Origin of the sequence: Syntrophobacter fumaroxidans MPOB, from assembly GCF_000014965.1 — a bacterium.
Classification (GTDB): Bacteria; Desulfobacterota; Syntrophobacteria; order Syntrophobacterales; family Syntrophobacteraceae; genus Syntrophobacter; species Syntrophobacter fumaroxidans.
The window spans coordinates 1,112,212-1,134,001 of record NC_008554.1 but is presented as its reverse complement, the minus strand read 5'-3'; the positions used below and the strand labels follow the sequence as shown (position 1 = coordinate 1,134,001).

Below are 21,790 nucleotides of genomic sequence, written 5' to 3'. Positions count from 1 at the left end.
CTGTCAGGTGTGGATGAAATTGAGCGTCGATCGGGCTTTCGGTTTGAGTTGGAATGAATAGCATGTATCATTACCCGGTGGAAACGGGCCGCCGGAAACGCGCCCACGCGCCGACCAGACGAAAGGAGCTTTGGAATGGCCGACTATCGGGATGTCATGAGTGTCGGAATGGACTTCATGAGGAGCAGGATCATTCTCACCGCAGCCGAACTGGACTTTTGGGGGTGTTTGCGGGAGCGGGCATACACGGGAGAGGAACTTGCCGAACGGCTGGGCCTGGACCCCAGGGGAACCTCGCGGGTGTTGGACTGCCTGGTCGGGTTCGGATTGCTGGAAAAGGAGGGCGGCCGGTACCGCGCGACCGACCAGGGGGCGCGTTACGCCTCGAATCACCCTGAAAGCGTTCGTCCCATGCTGTTGCACATGATCCGGCTGTGGGATAACTGGACCTCGCTCACCGAAATCGTCAGGCGGGGCACACCGCCCGAGCGCAAGCCGGGCACGGGAATGTCGGAGGAAAGCCGAAGGGCGTTCATCGGGGCCATGCATGCCATCGGGCGGGATCTGTCCGCCGACGTCGCCGGCGGATACGATGCGGGCCGATACAGGAAGCTGCTCGACATCGGGGGTGCTTCGGGGACCTATACCATAGCCTTCCTCAAGAAGAACCCGGGGCTGAAGGCGATCCTCTTCGATTTGGACTCTGTCATCCCCATGGCGCGCGAGCGCCTGTCGGCCGAGGGACTTCTCGACCGGGTCGAGCTCGTCGCCGGTGACTTCTACCGGGATGAGCTGCCCCGAGGATGCGATTTCGCACTGCTGTCGGCGATCATCCATCAGAACGGCGACGAGGAGAACCTCGAGCTCTACCGCAAGGTGTTCAGGGCACTCGAGCCTGGGGGAACTCTCCTGATCCGCGATCACATCATGGACGAAACCCGGACGAAGCCGCCGGCCGGCGCGGTGTTCGCCATCAACATGCTGGTGAACACGAGCGACGGGGACACGTTCACCTTCGAGGAAGTTGAGGCCGGCCTGGTGGAGGCGGGTTTCACGGACGTGGCCCTGGTCAGGCGGGGTGAGCGTATGGACGGTCTCGTGGAAGCGCGCAAGCCGGCCCGGGGAAAGACCCATGACGTCACGACGCCGGGAACAAGGAGGCAATGAGCTTGGCGTTGACGAGGGATTTCAAGCAGACCGTGGTGGAGCGCGTCCGGCGCGACCCCGGGTTCGCCGAAGCCATGCTGGACGAGGCGGCCATGCTGTCCTGAACAGCGAACCGGAGACGGCCCGGGTCATTCTGCGCGACCTGGTGAATGCGACGGTGGGCTTCGAGGCGCTTGCGGCGGCCGGGTGAGCGCGCCTCACCACAGGTTGCGCGCCAGCGGATGTTCGTGGCGGGCATCGAGACGGATGGCCCCCGCTTCGCATGCCTCCCGGCAGACTCCGCACCCGTAGCAGCGCAGGGGGTCGATGTCCGCATTGCGGTCGAGGACCGAGAAGCCAATGGCGCCGAACTGGCACATTTTGAGGCATGCCCGGCAGCCGATGCAGGCGTCCTTGTCGATGGAGGCGACGTACTCGGCACGGAAAAAGAGCTGGAAACCGTACCGGTGGCTCACCATCGCCAGGCAGTCGCGGCGGTCGCAGTTGCAGATTGCGCCGATGAAGGGACTCTTGAAGGTCCAGACGGTGTGAATGAGCCCCTGTGCTTCGAAAGATCGGTGGAGCTCGAGGGCTTCCTCGCGGGACATGCGTTCGAAGAGCGTCGCGTCGGGGCCCGGCCGAAAGGTCTCCAGGAAGGCCTCCTTGATGTCGAGGAGTCTCTCGGGATCGATCCCCAGCCCGAAGCAATACGCCGCATCGGAGCGCCCGGTGGTGTTCTTCCGGCACAGGCACGGCATGCGCACCACGGAGTTGGAAAGATCGAATACGAGGCGGAGATCTTCGATGGGCACCACCTGGCCGAAATGATCCTTCCTGTACCTTCTTTCATGGTATTTGTATCCCAGGTGGCGGAGCCATGCCGGGAGCCGCATGGCCCGGTGGAATGTCCGTTCGAGCTCCGATGCCGTTCCGTTTCCGATGCTTCTGATGAATTCATCGATGTAGCGGCGGCGGCGAATGTCCGAGAGCAGGTCCGCCGAGTAATTCTCCGCCTTCAGGTACCACTTCCTGCCTTCACCGTGCTGGTGACAGAATTGGCACATGGGTGCTCGCTCCACTGCTTGGCCGTCATCGGGAATTCCCGGACGGCCCGTTGAAAAGGCCGGGCGCCTTGTGTCCCTCGCGCGCGGAAATCGGAACGACCCGGGACTTCGCCGCAAAGCACCAAAGACGCCGTTGAGGTCCACGCGGAGGCGCCAATGCCGTACAAGGGTCCCCACGTCCCGCGATCTCCCGCCGGCGCGAATCCCGCGAGAGCTCAAGGGTTACGGGCGCGTCGGGAATACGCATCGGGTGGACGGTTCGCGGCGCCTCGGAGAACCGTTGCCTCACGGGGTCGGGACCCTCGGGCCTGCCCGGCGGAGCGAAGATTTCCTCTCGGAATCCTCCGGATGAAAGGAGGTCCGGGCGGGTCCGGTCCGTGCGCGCTTGTGGCCTAAAGACGTACGATAATGATATAAGGTCGAATGAAGCGCCTGGAAACCGGCTGCTTCGAGTTTTCCGCAGCCTCCGTTCATGAGTGTGCGTTGGGGTGGGATGTTTCGGCGGCCGCCTGCAATAGATTTCGAAACGGGTATGCGGCCGGGAGCTCTTCGACTTTTACCGCACGACGGACGAAGCGGCAAGCGAGCTTGCTGAATGATGAAAGGGAGATCGTCTTTGGGAAGACAGCTCATGCATGTCTTTGCGGGATTCGTTCTGCTCTATGGTGTCCTGGCCGGGCTCATGTTTGTTTTTCAATCGCACCTCGTCTATTTCCCGGACAAGGAAATGACGTGCTCGCCTCACGACGTGAACCTGCCGTACGAGGCGGTGTTTTTCCATACGCGGGACCGGATCGAGATCGCGGCATGGTTCGTGCCGGCCGAACAATCCCGGGGCGTTGTACTCATCTGTCATGGGAACGGCGGCAACATCTCGCACCGCATGCCGCTGATCCGGATTCTCAACGATCTTTCACTTTCCTGCTTGATTTTTGACTATCGCGGGTATGGGAACAGCGCGGGCAAGCCTACGGAGGAAGGCACCTACCGGGACGCCGAGGCGGCCTGGCACTACCTGGTCGATACACGGGGCATCGATGCCCGAAATATCGTGATCCTGGGGAAATCCCTGGGAGGGGCCGTCGCTGCCCGGCTCGCCAGGGAGCACACCCCCGCAGCGCTGATCGTGCAATCGACGTTCACGTCTCTCACGGAGCTCGGCCAGACGGTGTACCCGTTCTTGCCGGTGAGACTCCTGTCGAGATTCAACTACGGCACGGCGGAGTATTTGCGCGGTGTGAACTGCCCCGTGTTGATCATGCACAGCCGTCAAGATGAAATCGTTCCCTACAGCCACGGGTGCGAGCTTTTCAGAGTCGCCGGACAGCCGAAGGAGTTCGTCGAAATGGAAGGCGACCACAACAGCGGTTTCATTGTGTCCGAATCACGATTCCGGGAAGGAATTTCAGGTTTCCTACGGCAACATCTGCCTGGATGGCCGCGTTAGGACGGAACCACTTGGCAACGGCTCCGCCCTGATTATCTTGTTCATGGGCCGGAGGATCGACAACCCGTCTGACCGGCCCGAGGGTCCCCTCGCGGCGAATGCGCAATCCGGGCGGGGGTAATTGACGGAACATGCGGAGGATTCCCATGCGCGGGATGAAATCATTGCTTGCGACGGCAGTGGTTCTTCTCCTGGCCGGGTGTCAGAACGTGACCTTCTACACCGGTGGAGGGCACGTTGCGGAGGAGGAACGGACGGCGCTCGTCGAGGGAGAGCACAACGGAAGCTGGCAGGCCAGGGACCTCTCGGTCAAGTATCACTATGCGCGCAAACAAGACCAGATGCATATCGACGGGACCATCTATTTTGCGGACCTGCTGAGGGACAATTTCACGCTGGTCCACGATTTTCACCTGGCGGTGATTCTCATTGACGCTCAGGGCAAGGTCCTCGGCACCCACGGACTGATCGGCAGCTCACGGGACGACCTGACTCCGTTGTCCTTCAAGACCAGGGTCCCGCTGCCGCCGAACACCGTTTCGATGGCCTTCAGCTATCAGGGAACGGCTCTCGGAGGCGGCGATCACGAGGGAGGGGGCAGCGCCTATTTCTGGAAATATCCCGTTCGGTAACGGTCGATCTTCTTGTGGGACCCCGCGGGACCGCTTCAGGCATACCCGAAAAAACGATGCCTGATCCGGTTGATCGTATCGATGTCGGGCTCGAAAGGAATATCCGGCGTAGCGGGGTCCTCGTCGATCCTCAGCTCCGGAAACGGGGTGTCCCGCAGCTTCAGGTTGTAGGCGAGAACCATGAGCTTTTCCAGGTTGACCGTGTCCATGGCGTTGTATGCCAGGAGGGTCTGCAGCGCCTTCATGTCGTTGCGCTCGACGTACTCCTGCCAGAGCAGAACCGCAAAATAACCGTCCACGCCTTCCAGTGTGTCCCTGCAGATTCCGATCTGCCTCTCACAGCCCTTGAGCCCCCCTGAATACCCGAGACTTCTCAGGACGTAGCGGAGATCGATATGGGCCTGATCCAGTTCGACTTCCAGGAAATCCCTGATGAAAGGAAGATCGAAACACTTCCCGTTGTACGTGACGATCAGCTCGAAGCGGGCGATGTCGGCGGCGAACCGGTGGAGATTGTCCCCATGGATGTAAGTGCGCAGGGATTTCCCGTCATAAAGCGCAATGGTGGTGATGTGATCGTCGGGATACCCGAGACCGGTCGTCTCGATGTCCAGGTAGGCGGTGGAATGCCTGAAATCCCGGAACAACCGCCAGTGCAGGTCCGAAGGGAGCCTCTCGGCGAAGAACCGCGCGTCGGTTTCGCGCAGATGCGCCAGCGAATGCCCCAGGTCTTTTCTGAGAGCGGCCGCCCTGGCTTTTCCAAAGGGGAGTGGAGTGGATTCCGTCCGGAAAACGTCCCAGGAATGAACGCCGCGGTCCCAAAGCTGCCGTTCCGTGCGAAAGCCGATCCCCGGCAGGTGACAGAAAGTGTTTTGCAGCATCAGGATACTTCCTCCGGTCGGCGGGCGAAACGTTGAAGGTGAATCGGCCGCATCATCTGTTTCCGATTCCCGCTTCAGTCGGCCGAGGGCGCCGTGAAATCTCTCAACGATTCCTTGCCGGGTGCGAGCCGGGCCGTCTTTTTTTCGATCTCCCTCTCGTAATCCGTCAGCAGGTCCCGGAGACGGGATACGAACGTTTCGAACACGGCGGTGGTGATCTTTCGACCTTCAGGCGTGAGGTCCTTAAACATCCCGGCGCGAAGGCCGCGCGAGAGCTCCAGTTGCACTCCCCCGCAGTTCCCGCACCGGTTGCACAGATTCAACGGGCTCCTGCCGGCAAGCCGGGAGCCTTGACGCACCGCAATACCGGTCCCCGGCAAAACCGTCCTGATCCGGTCGCCCAGCAAAGCATTGCCTCCACCGACGAGAACATATTCTCCCCCGCCTCCGCAGCCATGCAGGGTGACGACGGTATGTGCCCCGGACGCCACGCCCACACCCAACGGCTCGTCAAAACGGGTACTGGTCAGGTGCAGGCTCCCGTTGCCTCGGGGCTTGACGCCGTCGAAGCAGTAGCAGGTGAACTTCCCATCGGCAACGGCCCGTGCGAGCTCCGATGTGCCGGGCTCGATCCCCCCGCCGTGCGGAGCCATGACCGCGATGGGCAGTTTCCCGGGCCGCACGGTGATACGGTAGTCCGTTCCTTCGCGCTCGGCCGCCTTGAGTTCCGCGTAGCTGTGGAAACGATCGGATCGGATAGGCATGTGAGAGCATCCCGCAGTTGTGCCTCATCGCAGGGCGTTTGCCCCCTGGGCGGTATCCCCGGCAACAGCGGCCGGCCCGGTCGGGAATCACCCGGCCGGGAGAGGCGGCATCGGCGATGTTCGCTTCAATCGCTTCCGGGAGGTCCACCGCGAACCGCCGGGTGCGCAATTTCCCGGGAATCGCCTTCGCAGAGAAATGCGGGCCTCCGCCGTTTCGGGGACTGACGCCACGCCGATGCAGGAAAGCCGGGCGTCGAATTCCTCTGAAAACACCACCCGGGAGTGCCGCCCTGAAGTCTAAACCAACGGGTGGGAATCGGCAAATCCAAATCAGGAGAGGGGTGATTGACGCCATGTCCGCGTGGGTCGTTCCCTTGCAGGGCGGTTGCTTGCGGGGAGTGCCGGCCGTTCGTTCCGAGAAAAGCCGGAAATGCAGACACGGCGATCACACGTGTGATGCCGTGTCTGTTCGTTCCAAAGGTGCGTGGCTCTGATCGGCAATCTACTGTGAAGAACCGGCGCCCGTGCCGCTGCCGCTCGTTCCGCCGGTTCCCTGCTGACCGAAGCCGGCTGTCCCGTGATGCATCATGGCGCCTCCATGCATGCCCCGCATATCCATCCGGTGGTCCATCATGGCGCACATACGACCCATTTTGTCGTGATGCACCCAGGACATCATCTCCCTCATGTCCTTGCGCTGGGCAACCAATTCATTGAGCACCGCGGCCATTGCGGCAAGCTTCGCATCGCCTTTGGCCTCGTTCATGGCGACGACCTTCTCATTCAGGCTCTTGTCCATCGCCTGGAGTTTCTCCCGCCATCGGAGGCACTCCGCGGCCGTTTCTTCGCTTGTTTTTCCCGTGTCATGGTGCATCGGTGCATGCTTCATTGCGACGGTGGTCTCCGCCGGACTTCCGCTTGCCTGTTGCGCGGTCGCTCCCATCGGCAAGAGCACAAGGGACAACATGATGGGAAGCATCAGGATCAATCTTTTCATTTCGTCACTCCTCGCTCTCATTGTGTCAGGATCCAAAGCCGTTTCTCCGGACTTCGACACAGCACATCTTTCAACTCCTATTACTGGAGAAGAAGTAGAAGCAGCTATCTGCCAATTTCCGAATATCCTTTTTAAAAAGATAAGCAAGAGGGGAAAACAGGCAATATGTCAGGGCAGGATTTTAACCGGAGCGGTGGAGGCATAAAGGCGTGGAGCCTCCATGGTCTTTCGCCTCCGAGGCTCCACCGCGATCAGGAAAAACACGCCGGCATCAGCCTTTCGCCGGAAGGACCCGCGGGATGTTCGGGCGGAGGTTTGCCTTTCCGTCGTGTCGATTCGTGGGCGCTCACGTTTGCGTTTCACGGTTCCTTCCGGGAGACCGGTCATTCCCGCAGAAGGAACCGGACGGTGTTTTACACGGTCGGGCGGTATCAGTCGCGGCGCCCGAAGAGCCTGAGCAGCATGAGGAAGAGGTTGATGAAGTCAAGATACAGCCGCAATGCTCCAATCACCGCCGCCTTCTGTTCGGTTTCCGCATCGGCGAACCCGCCGTGGGCCATTGCCTTGATGGACTGAGTATCGTAGGCGGTGAGGCCGACGAAGATGATCACGCCCAGGCAGGAAATAATCCAGTCAAGGGATTGACTGCCGAGGAAAATGTTCACCACGGATGCCAGAATGATTCCGATCAGGCCCATGAAAAGGAAGTTGCCCAAGGATGTCAGGTCCGTGCGGGTCGTGTAGCCGTAGACGCTCATGATCGCAAACATTCCGGCCGTCACGAAAAACGTGTTGGCAATGGACGAATGTGCGTAGACAAGAAAAATGACCGAGAGGGTCACTCCATTCAGCGCGGAGTAAATGAAAAACATGAGCGTTGCGCTCGAGGCGCGAAACCGGTTTATACCGGCGCTGATGGCGATCACGAGACCGAGCTCCGCGAGGACGAGACCCAGCATCAGGCCGGGATATTGAGCGAGCAGTCGACTGGTCGTTGAGCTGGAAAATGTGAGCATGGCGACCACTGCCGTCGTGGCAAGCCCGATCCCCATCCAGTTGTACACACGGCGGACAAAATCACTTTGAATGGCCACAACCTGATCTTGCTGTGGATAGTATTGTCTCTCCATCAAAAATCCCTTCCTTTCGATCGTACAGACCGCGTTTCGGGTCCGGCAGGCGTCGGACCGCTCCAGGTTCCTCTTATTCTTCTCGAAAAGACCGAGTCTGGTTTAATATAATGTTCCGTCGGGATCTGTCGAGAGAATTCAAAAGGAGCATCGAGTGAAAACCACCAAGCGGTATCGCGCATTGTTCCCGGTAACGGATCGCTACGCCTTCCTGAACCACGCGGCGGTATCCGCTTCTTCGCTCAGGGTGCGCGCGGCCGTTGTGTCGTTTCTCGATGCACTGGTCGAATCCGGTCCGGTCCGCTACGGAGAATGGATGGAAGGCGTCGCCGAAGCGCGTCGCCGCTTCGCTCGGCTGATCAACGCGGAGCCCGGGGAAATCGCCTTCACCGGGAATACCTCCGACGGCTTGAGCATCATCGCGGAAGGCCTGGACTGGAAGCCCGGGGACGCCGTGCTGGTGCCCATGCCCGACTTTCCGGCCAATGTGTATCCGTGGCTCAACCTCGAACGGCTCGGAGTCCAAATGCGTTTCTACTGCAAAAACCTGGGCAGGTTCGGACCGGCGGAGCTCGAGGAGGCGTTCCGTCCCGGCGTCCGCCTGCTGGCGGTGAGCTCGGTGGATTACGCCACGGGCTTTCTCTGCGATCTCGAAGCCGTGGGTGAATTCTGTCGCGAAAAGGGAATCCTGTTTTGCGTGGACGCCATACAGAGTCTTGGCGCGTTCGCGCTCGACGTCCACAAATGCGGCATTCATTTCCTGGCTGCGGGCGCTCACAAATGGCTCCTCGGTTTGATGGGCTCAGGGGCGCTCTACATATCCCGGGATGTCGACGAAATGGTCCGCCCGGGGCGCGTCGGATGGCGAAGCGTGGTCGACGAGAACAATTTCGAGACGCTGAGTCTTTCCTTGAAAAAAGACGCTTTGCGGTTCGAAACGGGGACCGGCAACGTGGCGGGGATTCTGGGCCTGGGAGCCGCCTTGGGATTGCTGTTGGAGGTCGGAATCGACACCGTGTCGGAGAGCATTCTCGCGCTGAACGATCGCGTCCTGGACGGACTGCGGGAAAGGAGCCTCGAAGTGGTGTCGCCCGTGGAGAAGAAGAACCGCTCGGGAATCATCAGTTTCATCCCGCCGGGAAATCCCCAGGAGCTGTTCGATTTCTTCAACCGGCGAAACGTTTGCGTATCCCGGCGCGGCCGATACATTCGGCTCTCGCCTCATTTTTACAACAACGCCGAGGACATCGACGCATTCCTCGACGCGCTGGATGCGTATCGCCCCACGGGGTGAGCGGTTGCAAGCGGCCGCCGCCCCGCGCGGCGGAGGCGTCATCCCGCGAGCAGCGCCTGGTAGAAACGACGCCAGTTCCCGCCCATGATACGCTCCACGGCATCATCCGGGTAACCCCGTTTCCGGAGGACCTCCGCGATCAGCGGCAGCCGGGAGATGTCCCACAGGTCTGCGTTGGGACAATCGAAGCCGCAAAAATCGCTCCCGATGGCGACATGATCCGGACCGTGCTTCTGGGCCACCCAGTCGATATGCCGGAAGACATCCTCGATACCGGCTCGTCCCTTCGAAGACAGCATTTCCGGGTTGACCGTGATTCCCACGATGCCGTCGCGCGCAAAGAGAGCCCCCAGCTGCTGCCGGGTCAGATTCCGGGGAGTGTCGCAGAAGAACCGGAACCCGGTGTGAGAAGACACGATGGGACCGTCAAACAGGCGGAGAAGGTCTGCAAGGCCCGGGTCCGCGAGGTGGGCAACATCTATGGCGAACCCCCGTGCGCCGAGCTCCTTCACCAACCGTTTCCCGGCGGCCGTGAGCCCTTGCGGGCATTGCACCCCGTTGCCGTCCCCCAACCGGTTGCTTCCGGCGTGCGTCAGCCCGGCTATCCTCATGCCCGCATTCTTGAGCTCGTCGAGGTCTAGGTCGAGCAGGGCGTCGCTGTTCTCGATCAGGAGCAGGTATCCCGGGAACGCCTCATGCTCGAGGCACCGCTGTAGATCTCCTGGAGACTCGATGCGATCGAGTCCCGTGAAGTATGCCGCCGCGTAGTCGATGAGGGAGCGCAGATACGGAGCGGCCGAGCCCTGTCCGTTGAAGGAATCCGCGCAATACAGGGCGGCCGCGATCGCGCGGACGTTGCCCTCCCTCATGCCGGCAAGGGTCACCGCGCCGTCGATGATGCTCCTCAGCGGCACATTGGAATGCCGTCTCGTCATTTCATAAATGAGATCGACGTGTCCGTCGATTGCGGCGAAGACTGGAAGGGCGGATGTCTGCGAACCGGGCTGCGTCATCGAAAGGTGTCCGCCTGCATGGCGACCGGGGCGACCATGGGAGCCCGCCCCGGCTCGTTCAGTAAATCATCGTCGATCATCTCCGAACCGGAGATTCCGTCGGTGCGTGTCACGTCGGAACATGCCTCACATCCGACGGGGCATGACACACGGCCGCCATTACCACCTTCTTCTCCACTTCCTTTACCTTCAGCACTTCGCTCACCCCCTTTCCGGCAAGTGATGAGGCGATCCGGGCTGCACCAGATTCAGCTCGGCCAGTTCCCGAATCGCATCCACACAGAGGTCGAAAAACGCCTCGTGAGTAGATTCCTTCCCATAAGCCGCAAAAAGATCCCGACTAATGTCCGCGACGGTCGTTGTGCCGTCGCAGCGCCGCAGCAGGTCCATTCCGAAATCGTTGATTTCCTTTACGTCGAGTTCGTTCGCCCGGTGCGAAAAGACCATGAAGGTCCGCGATGGCGAATAGGTCTTGTCCAAAACCCCGTGTTTGATGTCCAAAATAATGTCCGGCAGATTGAAAGTGAACTCCCCGAGGACGATGTTTCTCGCGAGAAGCGGTTTGAGATTTCCTATACCGGAAAGATCCATGAAGAAGGCGGTATCCGCCGAATCGAACTTTCCGGCCTCAAGCGCCATCGTCTCGTACCGGATCATCTCGGGCAGGTAATGCCTCTCGAGATGGTCCAGGGAGGCTACGGTCTCCACGGTGAACGCGGCAAAATGATTGTAACAGTCCCGGGGGGAAAGCGTCGAGTCCGTCTTTCGGCCGGTTTGAGCCAGCCAATCCATGAAACGGAAAAACAAGCCGGAGGGCGACTCGCCGGCCTCCAGCATCAGGAGCAGAAACGAGCGTGGATAGAAGTTGACGATCAGGGGAAACCCGACGGCGAGAACGTTCAGCGTTTCAAGCGGGAAGGCGGGGCAGGGAAGGTTGTAGAAGCTGCAAAAAATCGCGGGGTGGGCATCGATGAGTTCATCGTCCGATCGGAGGCGTCTTGCCCCGTCGAATTCGATGCCCAGCGAGAAATAGGTGTCCACCGAGCGGACCAGGCGGTCGGCATACCCCTGAAAGAGATCGGTTCCGGGGAGGACGGTCGCCAGTTGCAGCAACGGGTTGATGCCTCCCTGCACACCGGTTCGCAGCGTCAGTTCCAGGGTGGCGTCGATGTCTTCCCGTTCCTCCTCCGGAAAACCGATCACAAAGCTGAGCGTCGGAACGATGCCCTGGTCCGTGGTCTCCCTCACGCGACGGAGAAGAATGTCGCCGTCGATGTTTTTCCGAATGAAGGCAAGGGTTCTTTTCGAGCCGGAATCGATGCCGTAGCACATGGATTCGCATCCGGCCTCCCGCATGAGCCCGAGAAGCTCCGCGTCCACGGTGTCGAGCCTCGAGATGCAATACCAGGGAACACGGTTCAGACCGGTTTCGATGAGCGTGCCGCAGAACTGTTCCACGAAGCTTCTCCGCGCCGTGAACTGATCGTAGGCGAGCAGAAAACACTGGGCCCCGTACCGGTCCCGCAGGTTACGCATTTCCCGGATCAGCCGGGGAACCGAATACGTTCTCTGCCGACGTCTCCACATGACCGACTGGGAACAATAGATGCAATGGTGGGGGCAGCCGCGGCCGACTTCGAGGATGGCGATGCTTCGCGGAATGCCGCAGGAATCCCGGTAGGTGGAAAAGGGAGGTACGAACGAGTAGTCGGCCAGGGGCAGTTCATCCAGGTCGGCGATCAGCTCGCGATCCCCGTTTCGAAAGACTGTGCCGCCGTCACGAAAGGAAAGCCCCCGGACGCCGTGGAGCCCCTCCGCCCGGACGCAGCGCGAAGCGAGCTCGGACATCGTGATCTCCCCCTCGCCGCGCACGACCGCGTCGATCCAGGGGAATGCCTCGAGGGTTTCGATATCCACCGCGGATGCGCTGTGTCCTCCGAACACGATCTTGATGCCGGGGTTTTGAGCTTTCACCAGTTGCGCGATACGGACCGCGCCCGGGAAAGTGGTGCATTGCACCGAAAAGCCGACCATGCCCGGGTCTTCTTCCAGTATCCTGGAAGCGCAGTCGGCGTAGATCCGCTTTCCCAAGTGGAGCCTTCCTCGACGAATGTCCAGGGGAAAGTCGAGAATGAACGGGTCATGACCGTCGGCGGCGAGGTTTGTCGCCAGGTGGATCAGGCCCAGGGGAGGCATGTTATACATGGGCTCGAGGTAGAAAGGCGGAAAGACCAGGGCGATTCTCATGAGAAGCGATATCCGGGTTGAGGGGTTCGCGGCGGTCGAGGCGCACACGGCGGAAGGCGCCGGGCGCCGGTCCGTTCTTGCTGGAATAGATAAGGTCGTCTCCGGGAAAGGTCAAATGATTTGTTGAAGAGGCCGATGGACGGACCACCGGAAGGGAAGGGGCGCAACGGTTCGATTCGTGAGGATGGATTCCCGCTTTCAGGTTAATATAGGTTGAATCCTCGGCACCGGAGGGTTCACATGTTCGGGCGGCTGACCGGTGATCGACAGGCTGTGGGGACCGGTGCCGCGGCACATTCCCCGGCGGAGGTTTTCACGCGAGGACCCGATGATGGCGGTTCATTTCGAAACGTTCGCAAGTGCGCGCGAGGTCGGCGGTGAAGTCTGGAACGGACTTGCCGCAGACGCCAATCCGATGATGGAATGGGAGTACTTCTGCGCCCTGGAGGAGTCCGGATCGGTCGGTCCCGAGAAGGGTTACTTTCCCGCTCACCTCGTGCTCTATTGCGATGATCGCCCGGTGGCCCTCGCGCCGCTGTACCGGAGAGACCGTGCATGGGTTGAATTCGGCGACGGCGGATTGATCGAATTCCTGAGCCAGTTGAGCGGCCTGCCGTATCAGCGGGGACTGGTCGGTGCCGTTCCTTTTACGCCGGTCCCCGGCTACCGTTTCCTTTGTCTTGGAGATCGCAGTCCGCTGGAGATCTTCGCCCTCATGCTCGATGAAATCGACCGCCTGTGCGAGGCGCAGGACCTCTCAACCAGCCGAATCTATTTCGTGGCATCCCGCGGGCCCGCCTTGCGTCATCTTCTCCTGCAGCGCGGCTACACGAACCTCACGGCAGGCTACACGCTGTGGTTCAACCGGGGCTATCTCAGTTTCAACGATTACCTGGGATCGTTCAAATCGAGCAGAAGGACGAAAATCAAACGGGAAATCCGAGCCATCCAAGACGCGGGGATTTCGTTCGAAATGCTGGACGGCAGGGAAGCTTCGCAGTCCGATTTCCTCGAGATGCACAGACTGTATGAAAAAACCTGGCACAAGCACATGGGAAACGGTCTGAGGCCTTTTCTCAATGGATCCTTCTTCAGGATGCTGGGTGATTCGTTCAGGCACAGGGTGAGCTTTTCCGTGGCGATGCGGGGACGCCGGCGCCTGGCGATGGCGCTTTTCTACCACAAGGCGGCGGAATTGTACGGCCGTTACTGGGGATGCACCGAGGAGATTCCCTTCCTGCACTTCTCCAGCTGTTACTACTTTCCCATCCGGCACGCCATCGATCGAGGTTTCCAGATGATGGATCCGGGTTTCGGCGGTGAACACAAGCTTATCCGAGGCTATGAAACGGTTCCCGTTCACCACTTCATAAAATTCCACGGAGAACGAAAGCGACGCGTTGCCGCCGCGATATTGAACCGGTTGCAGCAGGTGCCCGGAAAAGGCTGAGGAACGCGGCCGTCAAGAAAGACAGAGAGCCGGGTAAGGAGGGGGACACCCGACTCTCTGAGGAGGAGGAAAGAGTTTTCTTTCCACTTATATGATAACCGCTCCGTCAAGAGATGCCAGTGTCCCGGGCAGGAAGATCCGTGATTTTGTGCCGCATCGGCGGCTCAGGGCGCTAACTGCCGGTGGAAATAACGCTGTTGATGGGAATGTAGGCCGGGGGATTCTGGTTCCGATAGCCCTGGAGCGTCCGGTAGGTTCCTCTGGTGACGAGAGGGTCGAGAGCGAGGATGGCCCCTGCGATACGATCATGATCCGCAAGGATCGGCAGCACGCTGAGGTTCAACGTGACAACCCTGCCCTCGAGCAGATTGAGCCTCGCGTACATCCCCACTTCGGGTTTGGCCGACTGCACGACGCGTTCGACGGCGTTCGTCACGCACTTGCTGTCTCCCAGGAAGATGTCCCCAACCTGGCTGCCGACGATCCGGTCCTTCGGAAGGTCGAGTATCTCCGAGGCGGCGTCGTTGCAGTCCTCGATGGTCCGGTTGGCGTTCATGAGCAATAGACCATTGGGAAGGGTCCTGAAGATCGACTCGAAATAGTTCGCGGACTTGAGTGTCGCCTCGAAGAGCTCGGCATTCCTGATAGCAATGGAGGCGTACCCGGCAAAGATTTCGAGCCGGCTTTCGTCGGCCCGGTCAAATGGGCCGCCTTTCTTGTTTCTCACCTGGATCACGCCGACAACCTTTCCCTGTGACGTCTTGATGGGCGCACAGAGCACGGAGTGGGCGGGGAAGCCGGGTTCGATGTCCACCGGGAAGATGGAAGAAGGCAGCTTTGCCGTGTCGGGGATATTCACGATCTCGCCGGTTATCAGAGCGCTTCCGGCAATCCCCAGGTGGCTTGGAAATCTCACTCTCACGGTCTGGGATTCGTGGGTTGTCATGGACCAGAGTTCGTTGGCCTTGTCGTCGTGGAGGTAGAGGACGCTCCTTTCCGCCGCGAGGAGGGTCGCGGTGGTTTCGGTGATCTTCTTGAAGAGGGATTCCATGCGGAGCTCAAAAAAAATCTCCCTGGTGAACTTGAAGAACTGAGCCTCTTCGCGCCTCTCCTTTCCCACCTGTTGAAACAGCATGGATTCTTCGTGCCGGGTGCGGGACACTATTTCATACGTCTGCGCGTTCTGAAGGGCGGCGGCGGCCTGGCCGCCGATGGCCTCGAGCATCAACAGGTCGTTTTCGGAAAAGCTCCCCGATTTCTTGTTGAGGAGCTGAATCACACCGACAATCTGGCGGTCTTTGGTCTTGATGGGCACCGCAAGCACGTTTCGCGTCTTGTACCCGGTCTTCTTGTCCATCTCGGGGTTGAAACGCGCATCGGCGTAGGCGTCGTCGATGTTGACCGGCTGTCCCGTGACAAAGACGTTCCCGACGATGCCCTGATGGATCGGAATGCGAATCTCCTGGATGAGATTGCCCAGGGCCGCGCGCGAGTACAGCTCGTTGGTGTCTTTGTCATGTAGGAAAACGGTTCCCCGGTAGGCTTCCAGGGATTCTGTCGTGATCTCGATCAGACGGGAGAGCAGGACGTCCAGGGAAAGAGATTCGCTCAGCCGGGTCGACACCTCGGTGAGGGTAATCAGCTTTCTGAGAACGTCCGACAATTCATCGAGGAAAGTATCCTGGTCATCACGGCACAATGTGTCGAGAATAAGCCTGATGTCCGCCCTTCGAAGCCTTCTTTCAAGAACCTTGTTCAGGAGCACCGCGCCAGAACCCATGTTCCACCCCGTTTTGTAACCCTCTGCGTTTCAATTACTCAATCGGTTGTCAATAATCATAGCATGAATCCGAAGGCCGGAATGTTTTCGCTATTTGTAAACGGGGCAACTCCCGCGCTTGCGGGAGTCGGAAAAGCCTTCGGGCGCGCCGCTGAGGGGGTTGATACACATATACAGAGGGAATTCAAAACTTCAATAAGAAAATGAACAACTTCCATGGGTGAGGCCAAAATTAATCTTGCTTGCACGCCATGCAACGCCGCGCCGAACCGATCTTTCTAACCTCCGGGATGCGAAGCCGCCGGTTGCCGGTTTCGGGCAAATGCCCGGGGAGGAAGGGGCTGACGGTTTCCGGCGAGCGTCCTCCCGTCATACCGGGATTGCCGGTGTCGCCCGAGACATGACCATCACCCGGAGAATGAACGTTTTCGAGGCCTTGCCGGTGAAACGCGCATCATGGGCGGTTGCGTTCAGGCCGGAAACACCGGGAGGCAGGACACATGGCCTCCATTTGCAATCGCGCGGGCCGCAGAGGCAACGTTGTCATGCGTACCGCCCCGCCTTCCCCCGATCCCTCGTTCCGCGGTCTCGAACACGAATCGGCATCACAGCTTGTATCCGATCATGCGCAGGAAATCCTTGCGCCACTTGACGTCTTCCTCACCCTCGATCCCCTTGGGCGCGAACCCGTCCACAACCCCTATAACGCCTCGACCGAGCTCCGTTTCGGCGATCAGCACCTGGGTGGGATTGGCCGTGGCGCAGAAAATGCGGCACACTTCGGGCACCATCTTGACGGCGTTGAGAACATTGACGGGGAAGAAACCCTCGCCGAGGAAGATGATGAACGTGTGACCCGCGGCCACGGCGCTTGCGTTCCTGCGGGCAAGCTCGACCATGTCGGGATCGGTTCCGGTCAATCTCACCAGGCATTTCCCGGATGCTTCACAAAAGCCCAGCCCGAATTTGATTCCGGGCACGGCGGATACCAGGGCCTCATGGATGTCCTCGACGGATTTGATGAAGTGCGTCTGGCCAAGAATGAAATTGATGGGTTCCGGCTTTTCGATTCCTACCGTTTTGATCTGCATACGTCATTCCTCCTTGAGTTCCGACTCTGGCGATCGAGGAAGCAATGAAAAACTCCGCCTTTCCTTTAATTTTCCCAGGATAAGAGGCCGGGCGAACGTCACCGATTTCGCCCGCGAGTGCCCGGATGTTTCGAACCGGAGGAATCCGCGGCGGCGGTTCCTGTTCTTTCCATGGGCCGGCCGCTTTCCGGTTAAGGGTTGGGCTTTGCCCGACGGGCGGCACACCCGGGGGACGAATCATTCCCGCACGATCTAGAGCGTCAGGAAACCGTCGGGAATCAGGCTCGTGGCAAGCATGACCGAATTGATGTCCTCGTGCTCCGTCCAGGACTCGGCCTGCCTGTTCCCGTCATCGAGCCAGAACCCCTCGATGATCTCCACGAGGGGCGTGTAGCGCATGAGTGCTTCCACCCGCGCGCGCAGTTCCTGCCTTTCGCGAAACAGGTCGGGTTTCCTTTCGATGAGCCGCCAGAGCCTGTCGATGGCCTTCAGGCCGATGGAAAGGCCGAGTTCCCTGAAGGCAAGACGATAATCTGCGGGAAGCTCCAGCGAGTTCCTGCGCAAGCAGGCGTTGAGGCCGACCCGGGCGGCATCGAGCAGAGCGGTCAGCAGATCGTTTCCCTCGAAGGACCCTCCGGTCATCAGTTGCACCACCCTGAAGGCGTCGAACAGAAGACCGCCGATGCCGAGAGGATCGTCGGTGGTCCAGGTCTTGCCGAGGCAGATCTTTTCAATATCGGCAATTTCTTTTCCCAGGACGTCTTCCCCCGCCCAGGGCGGCGCCTTTGCGGCGCACGCGGCGAGCTCGTTATAGGTGATGAAGCCGTCCAGCGGATCGTGCTGTCCCATGGACCTCACGAGCGGAGCGGAAAGGTCGATGTTCATCTTCCAGTACATCATCTTGCGGCCGCCGAACGAGGGGGCGTAAAGAAACCCGCGGTGAGCGGTTCGAGCGAGCTCGACAGCCCAGGTGTTGTACTTCATGTTTTCGGTGACGCGACTCACCCGGCTCAGCGCATGCATCCATTTCGTAAGGTAATGGTAGTACTGCCCGTCCCGGTCCCATTCCAGACGCTCATCAATGCGGTCGTTCGGAGCGCGTTCGTTCAGCTTTTTGCCGATCCTCAATCCGCCGAACGTCGGATGAATTTCGCCCTCGCACTCCTCCATGCCGCTGATCCAACCGCTTCTTGAATCGTCCGGGCGGTGCCGTCCGAGCACGTGGTGAACCTGATCGACCAGCAGCAGGGCAAGGTCGCGATACCTGGCCGCTCCGCTGCGCCGGTGAAGCTCCAGGTAGTTGCAAACGGCGAAGGCGTCGGTCCACAAGTAGCGCCGCGGGGGCTCCCCGGATGGTGAAAGCCCGGTTCGTCCGGCAAAATCGAGCATGATTTCTTCGGCAATGGAGAACCGTGCGTCCGGCTTCATTTTCCCTCCCCGATCCCCGCTCCATGCGGGAATGCGGCGCCCTGCCGTGTCCGGCGGACCCGCGGGCAATTCCGTCCAATGCTATAGTATCGTACAAATCGCTCTTCCACACAACCTGTCAGCTTACGGGGTTGCCAGCGGGGATGTGCGTTGGGTGGGGCGGTGGAGAGGGGAGATGTTCTCACACCAGGTTATGCGGGTGCGGCGAGCATCACGGAAAATTACGTAGAAAAGAGATTCCCGGGTGAGCCTGTTTTCATGCTTTGCGGCTGTCGCAGGCGCGACGCAGGAGGCGGCAGGAGGGTGGGGCGGGCCGCGCGCAGCCGGCCTCCCGCTCCCGCCCGTCGTTTGCGGTGCTATCCGAGCCCGACGCGAAAAATGATCAGGAAGGAAGTGCCGACGGCATAAACCAGTGTCAGCGCGGTGGCAATGACGCACAGGTTGCCGACGGTTTTGTGCAGGAGCCGCTCGGGCTGCCGTTCCTGGTAACCGAGTACAAACCCGGCCAGTATTCCGGTCAGTAATCCGCCCCCGTGCGCCCAATTGTCGATTCCCGGAAACAGAAACCCGAAAATGAAAAGGCCGATCACCCAGCCGCTCACCTGGCGGTAGACGAGTTGGCCGAACTGGCCCCCGCGGCTCCTGCCGTAGTAAAGGGCCGCGCCGATGAGTCCGCAGACGGCGGCGGAAGCGCCCAGGGTGACGGCGGTCCCCGCGAAGTAGGAGAGCACGTACCCGCCGATGCCGCTCAAGGTGTAAATGGCCAGGGTCCTGGACGCGCCGTATTCATGAACAATGAGGGGAGCGATCTGGCTGAACGCCATCATATTGAACAGGATGTGAAGGATGCTGCCGTGCAGGTAGCTCGCGGACAGCAGGGTCCACCAGCGGTCGAACTGGTCTATGGGAATCCTTCCCGTCGCCCCCAGGAGCAACAGGCTCCTGCTGCCGGGAGACAGAAAGTTGAGCGGGTTCATGGAGAAACCGGCGGAGCTCGGGGCAATGATAAGCGACAGGACAAACATGCCCGCGTTGATGAAAATGATCGTCCGAACGAGCTGATGAGAGCTGAAGAAATTCCCGGTCCACAAGTTGTTTCTCCAGCGGGAACCGGGACGGGACAATCCACAGTGAGGGCAGGAGGTCTCGTCCGTGCTGATGAGCCTCCTGCAGTTCGGGCATAGAATCGAACGCCTGCCTTGAATGTCCATTGTCACTCCGAGTATATGCCGGGTTACCGACGACCGAGCCGTCGCCGCGCCCACGTTCCGCGATCCGAACGCGAATGAGCAGCAGGTCTCCGCGCGCCGATCCCACTGACGACCGAAGAGTTCTCAACACATAGGGATTATTTTGCCTGACGTCAAGGCGATTCGTACCCGATGGCCGTCGCGAGTGGGGCGCGTTCGCCCGGTGACCGTGATGCCGCGGAACTCCCGGAGAATCCCTTCGAAAGCCGATTCGCCGAGGAACGTTTCGTTTCTCGGATCCGAGAGCCGGAATGAACGAAAATCCCCGGGGGGACTGAATATCCCTCCCCGGGGAGAGTATTGAATTATGGCTTCGTCAAAGCCCCGGAGCGGGACCGCCTCACGCGTCCTTCCGCGGTTCCGCTCCAGGGTGAGGTTGACTTAAGAACTCCCGAACGCCTTGATGCACACGTTACAGGTCGGATCATAGGTGGTGATGTCGTACCAGGTATTGCCGTCCGAGGAGTAGAAACTCTGGTTCGCGGAGGCCTTGGCGCCGCTGGAATAATCGGCCACCGCGAGTTCGATCGGGAGGGGATAATTGAAGCCCGGAGTGTTGAACTTGATCAGAACCGAGAATTTCTTGCCGGCAGTGACCGTTTTCGGCGTGGAGAAAACGACCGTGTGGTATCCCATGGTCGGGATGGTCTTCGTCACGGCCGTTCCAACCTGGGTCCCGCTTTTCGGATTGGTAGCCGACACGTTGTTGCGAACGTAGATCGTCACCTTGGTATTCGGCGCTCCCGTGTAGAAACTGACGGCCTTGATCTTGTTCGCGCCGGTGGCGGCGGTAAAAATGTTGGCGCCCCACAACGTCGGGGAACTGATCCCCACGCTGCTGACCCATCCAAGCGGATCGTACTGGTAGTTGCGCTTGTAGTTCGTTACGGCTTGAATGCCCCTGAACGACGTGCCGGTCTGCAGGGACTTGTCGTAGTAGGACATCCAGAAGTAGCCCTTGTTGCCCCAGGTGGCTCCCCAGCTGTTCTTCACGAGAAACGCCCCGTTGCCGGCGGGCAATGCGGTGCCGACCTTCTTGAAGTTCGTTTTGGGGAAGGCGTCGTTCCAGCCGATGATGGCCACGGCATGACCTTCGCCGGTCGTGCCGTTGTTCCAGTAGGCGTATTTCGTGGCATTGTAGCGGGTGTCGAGCCATTTGAAGGAAATGTAAAGGGCGCCGTGAGTGGTTACGGCCGCCTTGACCCTGTCGTTGTCCGTGAAATTGGCGCGGTCCTTGATCTGGTCCACGTCCTGGATATGCTTTCTCACCACGGCGGCAGTATCATCCACGGCGTACGGATACGGAACATCCGCTTCATTGACGGGACCGCTCCAGCGTCCCAGATAGGCCATGGAAATGTAGTCGTTCCCGCCTTCGCACTCAGGCCAGTCAAAGCCGTGCGTCGCGTTGGGATGCTGCTCGGAATAGTTGGTCGTCGGGCCGGTTCCGGTAGGGCCCTTGAGCTTGGACTCGATGGATGCCATTGTGGCGAATGCCCAGCAGGAACCGCACGCGCCCTGGTTCTTGACCGGGGTCACCCGATTCTGGGTGCGCAGGTCAAAGCTCGCCGGATAGGTGACTGCCTCGACTGCCGCCGCTTCGCTTGCGGTTGCCGGCAGGTTCTTGGCATAGGAAAGGTCGATGGGAGGCGGAATGTACCCGAGGGCAAACCCTTCCTCGGTGACCTTCAGAGGAGCTTTGCCCTGCCTGACCTGTTCCATGTATTTCAGGAAATCCGGATTGTAGGGTGCTTGCTGCAACTGTTGCGCCTGCGACAGGCTCGGAGACATCGCGAAGAAAATACCCACGACGAACACCAGGCCGATTGTGCAGAGCATTCTGAACGCTGTATTTCTCTTCGATGCACTCATGTTTCCTCTCCTTTGGCTGAGGTTTCAATGGAACGCAACCGAACAACTCTCGTTGAAGACCCGGACCGCGAGCCTTCTTCACCTTTGCACGGCGACAGTGAATCCCTCCTTCCGGTCAAGGGGCGAGCGGCAATCCCCGTGTTCGAATACAGAGCACCCCTCGTGACAAACATTTCAGGCCCGGGCCGGATATGCGCTCCCTTACGGGCGGCCTTGCCTCGCTTGCACTCACTCGCTTCCGCTGTCGTTCGTGTGGGCATTCATGCGCCCGGCATTTGATTTTGAAACGCTGTGGAGATGAATA

17 protein-coding genes and 1 pseudogene are annotated in these 21,790 nt (G+C 59.9%); 6 read left to right on the top strand and 12 right to left on the bottom strand.

Annotation, left to right across the window (positions count from 1 at the left end; genetic code table 11):
• Positions 1–135 precede the first annotated feature (135 nt).
• Both SFUM_RS04760 and SFUM_RS24095 read left to right on the top strand, forming a co-directional pair.
• On the top strand, positions 136–1,167 hold the full coding sequence (locus SFUM_RS04760) for a methyltransferase (RefSeq protein ID WP_011697787.1): 1,032 nt from the start codon (positions 136–138) through the stop codon (positions 1,165–1,167).
• A gap of 2 nt (positions 1,168–1,169) precedes the next feature.
• Positions 1,170–1,345: pseudogene (locus SFUM_RS24095) on the top strand (transcriptional regulator); the annotation flags it as partial.
• Between the two features lie 19 nt (positions 1,346–1,364).
• On the opposite strand, the gene SFUM_RS04750 reads toward SFUM_RS24095, so the two are convergent.
• A complete protein-coding gene (locus SFUM_RS04750) occupies positions 1,365–2,210 on the bottom strand; it encodes a 4Fe-4S binding protein (RefSeq protein WP_011697786.1) in 846 nt (281 codons plus the stop codon).
• Between the two features lie 595 nt (positions 2,211–2,805).
• Between SFUM_RS04750 and SFUM_RS04745 the strand changes: the two genes are divergently transcribed.
• Together SFUM_RS04745 and SFUM_RS04740 are read left to right on the top strand one after the other, a co-directional pair.
• The gene (locus SFUM_RS04745; RefSeq protein ID WP_208597107.1) at positions 2,806–3,657 is read left to right on the top strand and encodes an alpha/beta hydrolase; all 852 of its coding nucleotides are present in this window, start codon (positions 2,806–2,808) and stop codon (positions 3,655–3,657) included.
• A 155-nt stretch (positions 3,658–3,812) separates the two neighbouring features.
• The gene (locus SFUM_RS04740; RefSeq protein ID WP_150109432.1) at positions 3,813–4,289 is read left to right on the top strand and encodes a hypothetical protein; all 477 of its coding nucleotides are present in this window, start codon (positions 3,813–3,815) and stop codon (positions 4,287–4,289) included.
• Positions 4,290–4,324: 35 nt separating this feature from the next.
• On the opposite strand, the gene SFUM_RS04735 is transcribed toward SFUM_RS04740, so the two are convergent.
• The 4 genes from SFUM_RS04735 to SFUM_RS04720 form a co-directional block, all read right to left on the bottom strand.
• On the bottom strand, positions 4,325–5,170 hold the full coding sequence (locus SFUM_RS04735; protein ID WP_011697783.1) for a ribonuclease H-like domain-containing protein: 846 nt from the start codon (positions 5,168–5,170) through the stop codon (positions 4,325–4,327).
• Between the two features lie 74 nt (positions 5,171–5,244).
• Entirely contained in the window at positions 5,245–5,934 is a 690-nt protein-coding gene (locus tag SFUM_RS04730) for a poly-gamma-glutamate hydrolase family protein (protein ID WP_011697782.1), read from the bottom strand.
• Between the two features lie 502 nt (positions 5,935–6,436).
• Positions 6,437–6,931, bottom strand: coding sequence for a hypothetical protein (locus SFUM_RS04725; protein WP_041439855.1), 495 nt, complete (start codon positions 6,929–6,931; stop codon positions 6,437–6,439).
• A 431-nt stretch (positions 6,932–7,362) separates the two neighbouring features.
• Complete coding sequence (locus SFUM_RS04720; protein WP_011697779.1) at positions 7,363–8,061, bottom strand: Bax inhibitor-1/YccA family protein; 699 nt, start codon at positions 8,059–8,061, stop codon at positions 7,363–7,365.
• 154 nt (positions 8,062–8,215) lie between these two features.
• Between SFUM_RS04720 and SFUM_RS04715 the strand changes: the two genes are divergently transcribed.
• A complete protein-coding gene (locus SFUM_RS04715) occupies positions 8,216–9,355 on the top strand; it encodes an aminotransferase class V-fold PLP-dependent enzyme (RefSeq protein WP_011697778.1) in 1,140 nt (379 codons plus the stop codon).
• Positions 9,356–9,393: 38 nt separating this feature from the next.
• On the opposite strand, the gene SFUM_RS04710 is transcribed toward SFUM_RS04715, so the two are convergent.
• The gene (locus SFUM_RS04710) at positions 9,394–10,368 is read right to left on the bottom strand and encodes a dipeptidase (RefSeq protein ID WP_011697777.1); all 975 of its coding nucleotides are present in this window, start codon (positions 10,366–10,368) and stop codon (positions 9,394–9,396) included.
• Between the two features lie 201 nt (positions 10,369–10,569).
• Positions 10,570–12,615, bottom strand: a complete 2,046-nt coding sequence (locus tag SFUM_RS04705) for a B12-binding domain-containing radical SAM protein (RefSeq protein ID WP_011697776.1) — start codon at positions 12,613–12,615, stop codon at positions 10,570–10,572.
• A gap of 328 nt (positions 12,616–12,943) precedes the next feature.
• On the opposite strand from SFUM_RS04705, the gene SFUM_RS04700 reads away from it, so the two are divergent.
• A complete protein-coding gene (locus SFUM_RS04700; RefSeq protein WP_011697775.1) occupies positions 12,944–14,065 on the top strand; it encodes a GNAT family N-acetyltransferase in 1,122 nt (373 codons plus the stop codon).
• A 172-nt stretch (positions 14,066–14,237) separates the two neighbouring features.
• Here SFUM_RS04700 and SFUM_RS04695 read toward each other — a convergent pair whose 3' ends face one another.
• The 5 genes from SFUM_RS04695 to SFUM_RS04675 form a co-directional block, all read right to left on the bottom strand.
• Entirely contained in the window at positions 14,238–15,845 is a 1,608-nt protein-coding gene (locus SFUM_RS04695; protein ID WP_011697774.1) for a GAF domain-containing protein, read from the bottom strand.
• 605 nt (positions 15,846–16,450) lie between these two features.
• The gene (locus SFUM_RS04690; protein WP_011697773.1) at positions 16,451–16,936 is read right to left on the bottom strand and encodes an adenosine-specific kinase; all 486 of its coding nucleotides are present in this window, start codon (positions 16,934–16,936) and stop codon (positions 16,451–16,453) included.
• Positions 16,937–17,188: 252 nt separating this feature from the next.
• Entirely contained in the window at positions 17,189–18,364 is a 1,176-nt protein-coding gene (locus tag SFUM_RS04685) for a hypothetical protein (RefSeq protein WP_011697772.1), read from the bottom strand.
• Between the two features lie 356 nt (positions 18,365–18,720).
• The gene (locus SFUM_RS04680) at positions 18,721–19,575 is read right to left on the bottom strand and encodes a rhomboid family intramembrane serine protease (protein WP_011697771.1); all 855 of its coding nucleotides are present in this window, start codon (positions 19,573–19,575) and stop codon (positions 18,721–18,723) included.
• A 420-nt stretch (positions 19,576–19,995) separates the two neighbouring features.
• A complete protein-coding gene (locus tag SFUM_RS04675) occupies positions 19,996–21,486 on the bottom strand; it encodes a C1 family peptidase (RefSeq protein WP_011697770.1) in 1,491 nt (496 codons plus the stop codon).
• Between the last annotated feature and the right edge of the window lie 304 nt (positions 21,487–21,790).

Bases quoted from the DNA above. Each gene is read 5' to 3' on its own strand.
- SFUM_RS04760 (WP_011697787.1), top strand. From the start codon at position 136: ATGGCCGACTATCGGGATGTCATGAGTGTCGGAATGGACTTCATGAGG.
- SFUM_RS04750 (WP_011697786.1), bottom strand. From the start codon at position 2,210: ATGTGCCAATTCTGTCACCAGCACGGTGAAGGCAGGAAGTGGTACCTG.
- SFUM_RS04745 (WP_208597107.1), top strand. From the start codon at position 2,806: ATGATGAAAGGGAGATCGTCTTTGGGAAGACAGCTCATGCATGTCTTT.
- SFUM_RS04740 (WP_150109432.1), top strand. From the start codon at position 3,813: ATGAAATCATTGCTTGCGACGGCAGTGGTTCTTCTCCTGGCCGGGTGT.
- SFUM_RS04735 (WP_011697783.1), bottom strand. From the start codon at position 5,170: ATGCTGCAAAACACTTTCTGTCACCTGCCGGGGATCGGCTTTCGCACG.
- SFUM_RS04730 (WP_011697782.1), bottom strand. From the start codon at position 5,934: ATGCCTATCCGATCCGATCGTTTCCACAGCTACGCGGAACTCAAGGCG.
- SFUM_RS04725 (WP_041439855.1), bottom strand. From the start codon at position 6,931: ATGAAAAGATTGATCCTGATGCTTCCCATCATGTTGTCCCTTGTGCTC.
- SFUM_RS04720 (WP_011697779.1), bottom strand. From the start codon at position 8,061: ATGGAGAGACAATACTATCCACAGCAAGATCAGGTTGTGGCCATTCAA.
- SFUM_RS04710 (WP_011697777.1), bottom strand. From the start codon at position 10,368: ATGACGCAGCCCGGTTCGCAGACATCCGCCCTTCCAGTCTTCGCCGCA.
- SFUM_RS04705 (WP_011697776.1), bottom strand. From the start codon at position 12,615: ATGAGAATCGCCCTGGTCTTTCCGCCTTTCTACCTCGAGCCCATGTAT.
- SFUM_RS04700 (WP_011697775.1), top strand. From the start codon at position 12,944: ATGATGGCGGTTCATTTCGAAACGTTCGCAAGTGCGCGCGAGGTCGGC.
- SFUM_RS04695 (WP_011697774.1), bottom strand. From the start codon at position 15,845: ATGGGTTCTGGCGCGGTGCTCCTGAACAAGGTTCTTGAAAGAAGGCTT.
- SFUM_RS04690 (WP_011697773.1), bottom strand. From the start codon at position 16,936: ATGCAGATCAAAACGGTAGGAATCGAAAAGCCGGAACCCATCAATTTC.
- SFUM_RS04685 (WP_011697772.1), bottom strand. From the start codon at position 18,364: ATGAAGCCGGACGCACGGTTCTCCATTGCCGAAGAAATCATGCTCGAT.
- SFUM_RS04680 (WP_011697771.1), bottom strand. From the start codon at position 19,575: ATGGACATTCAAGGCAGGCGTTCGATTCTATGCCCGAACTGCAGGAGG.
- SFUM_RS04675 (WP_011697770.1), bottom strand. From the start codon at position 21,486: ATGAGTGCATCGAAGAGAAATACAGCGTTCAGAATGCTCTGCACAATC.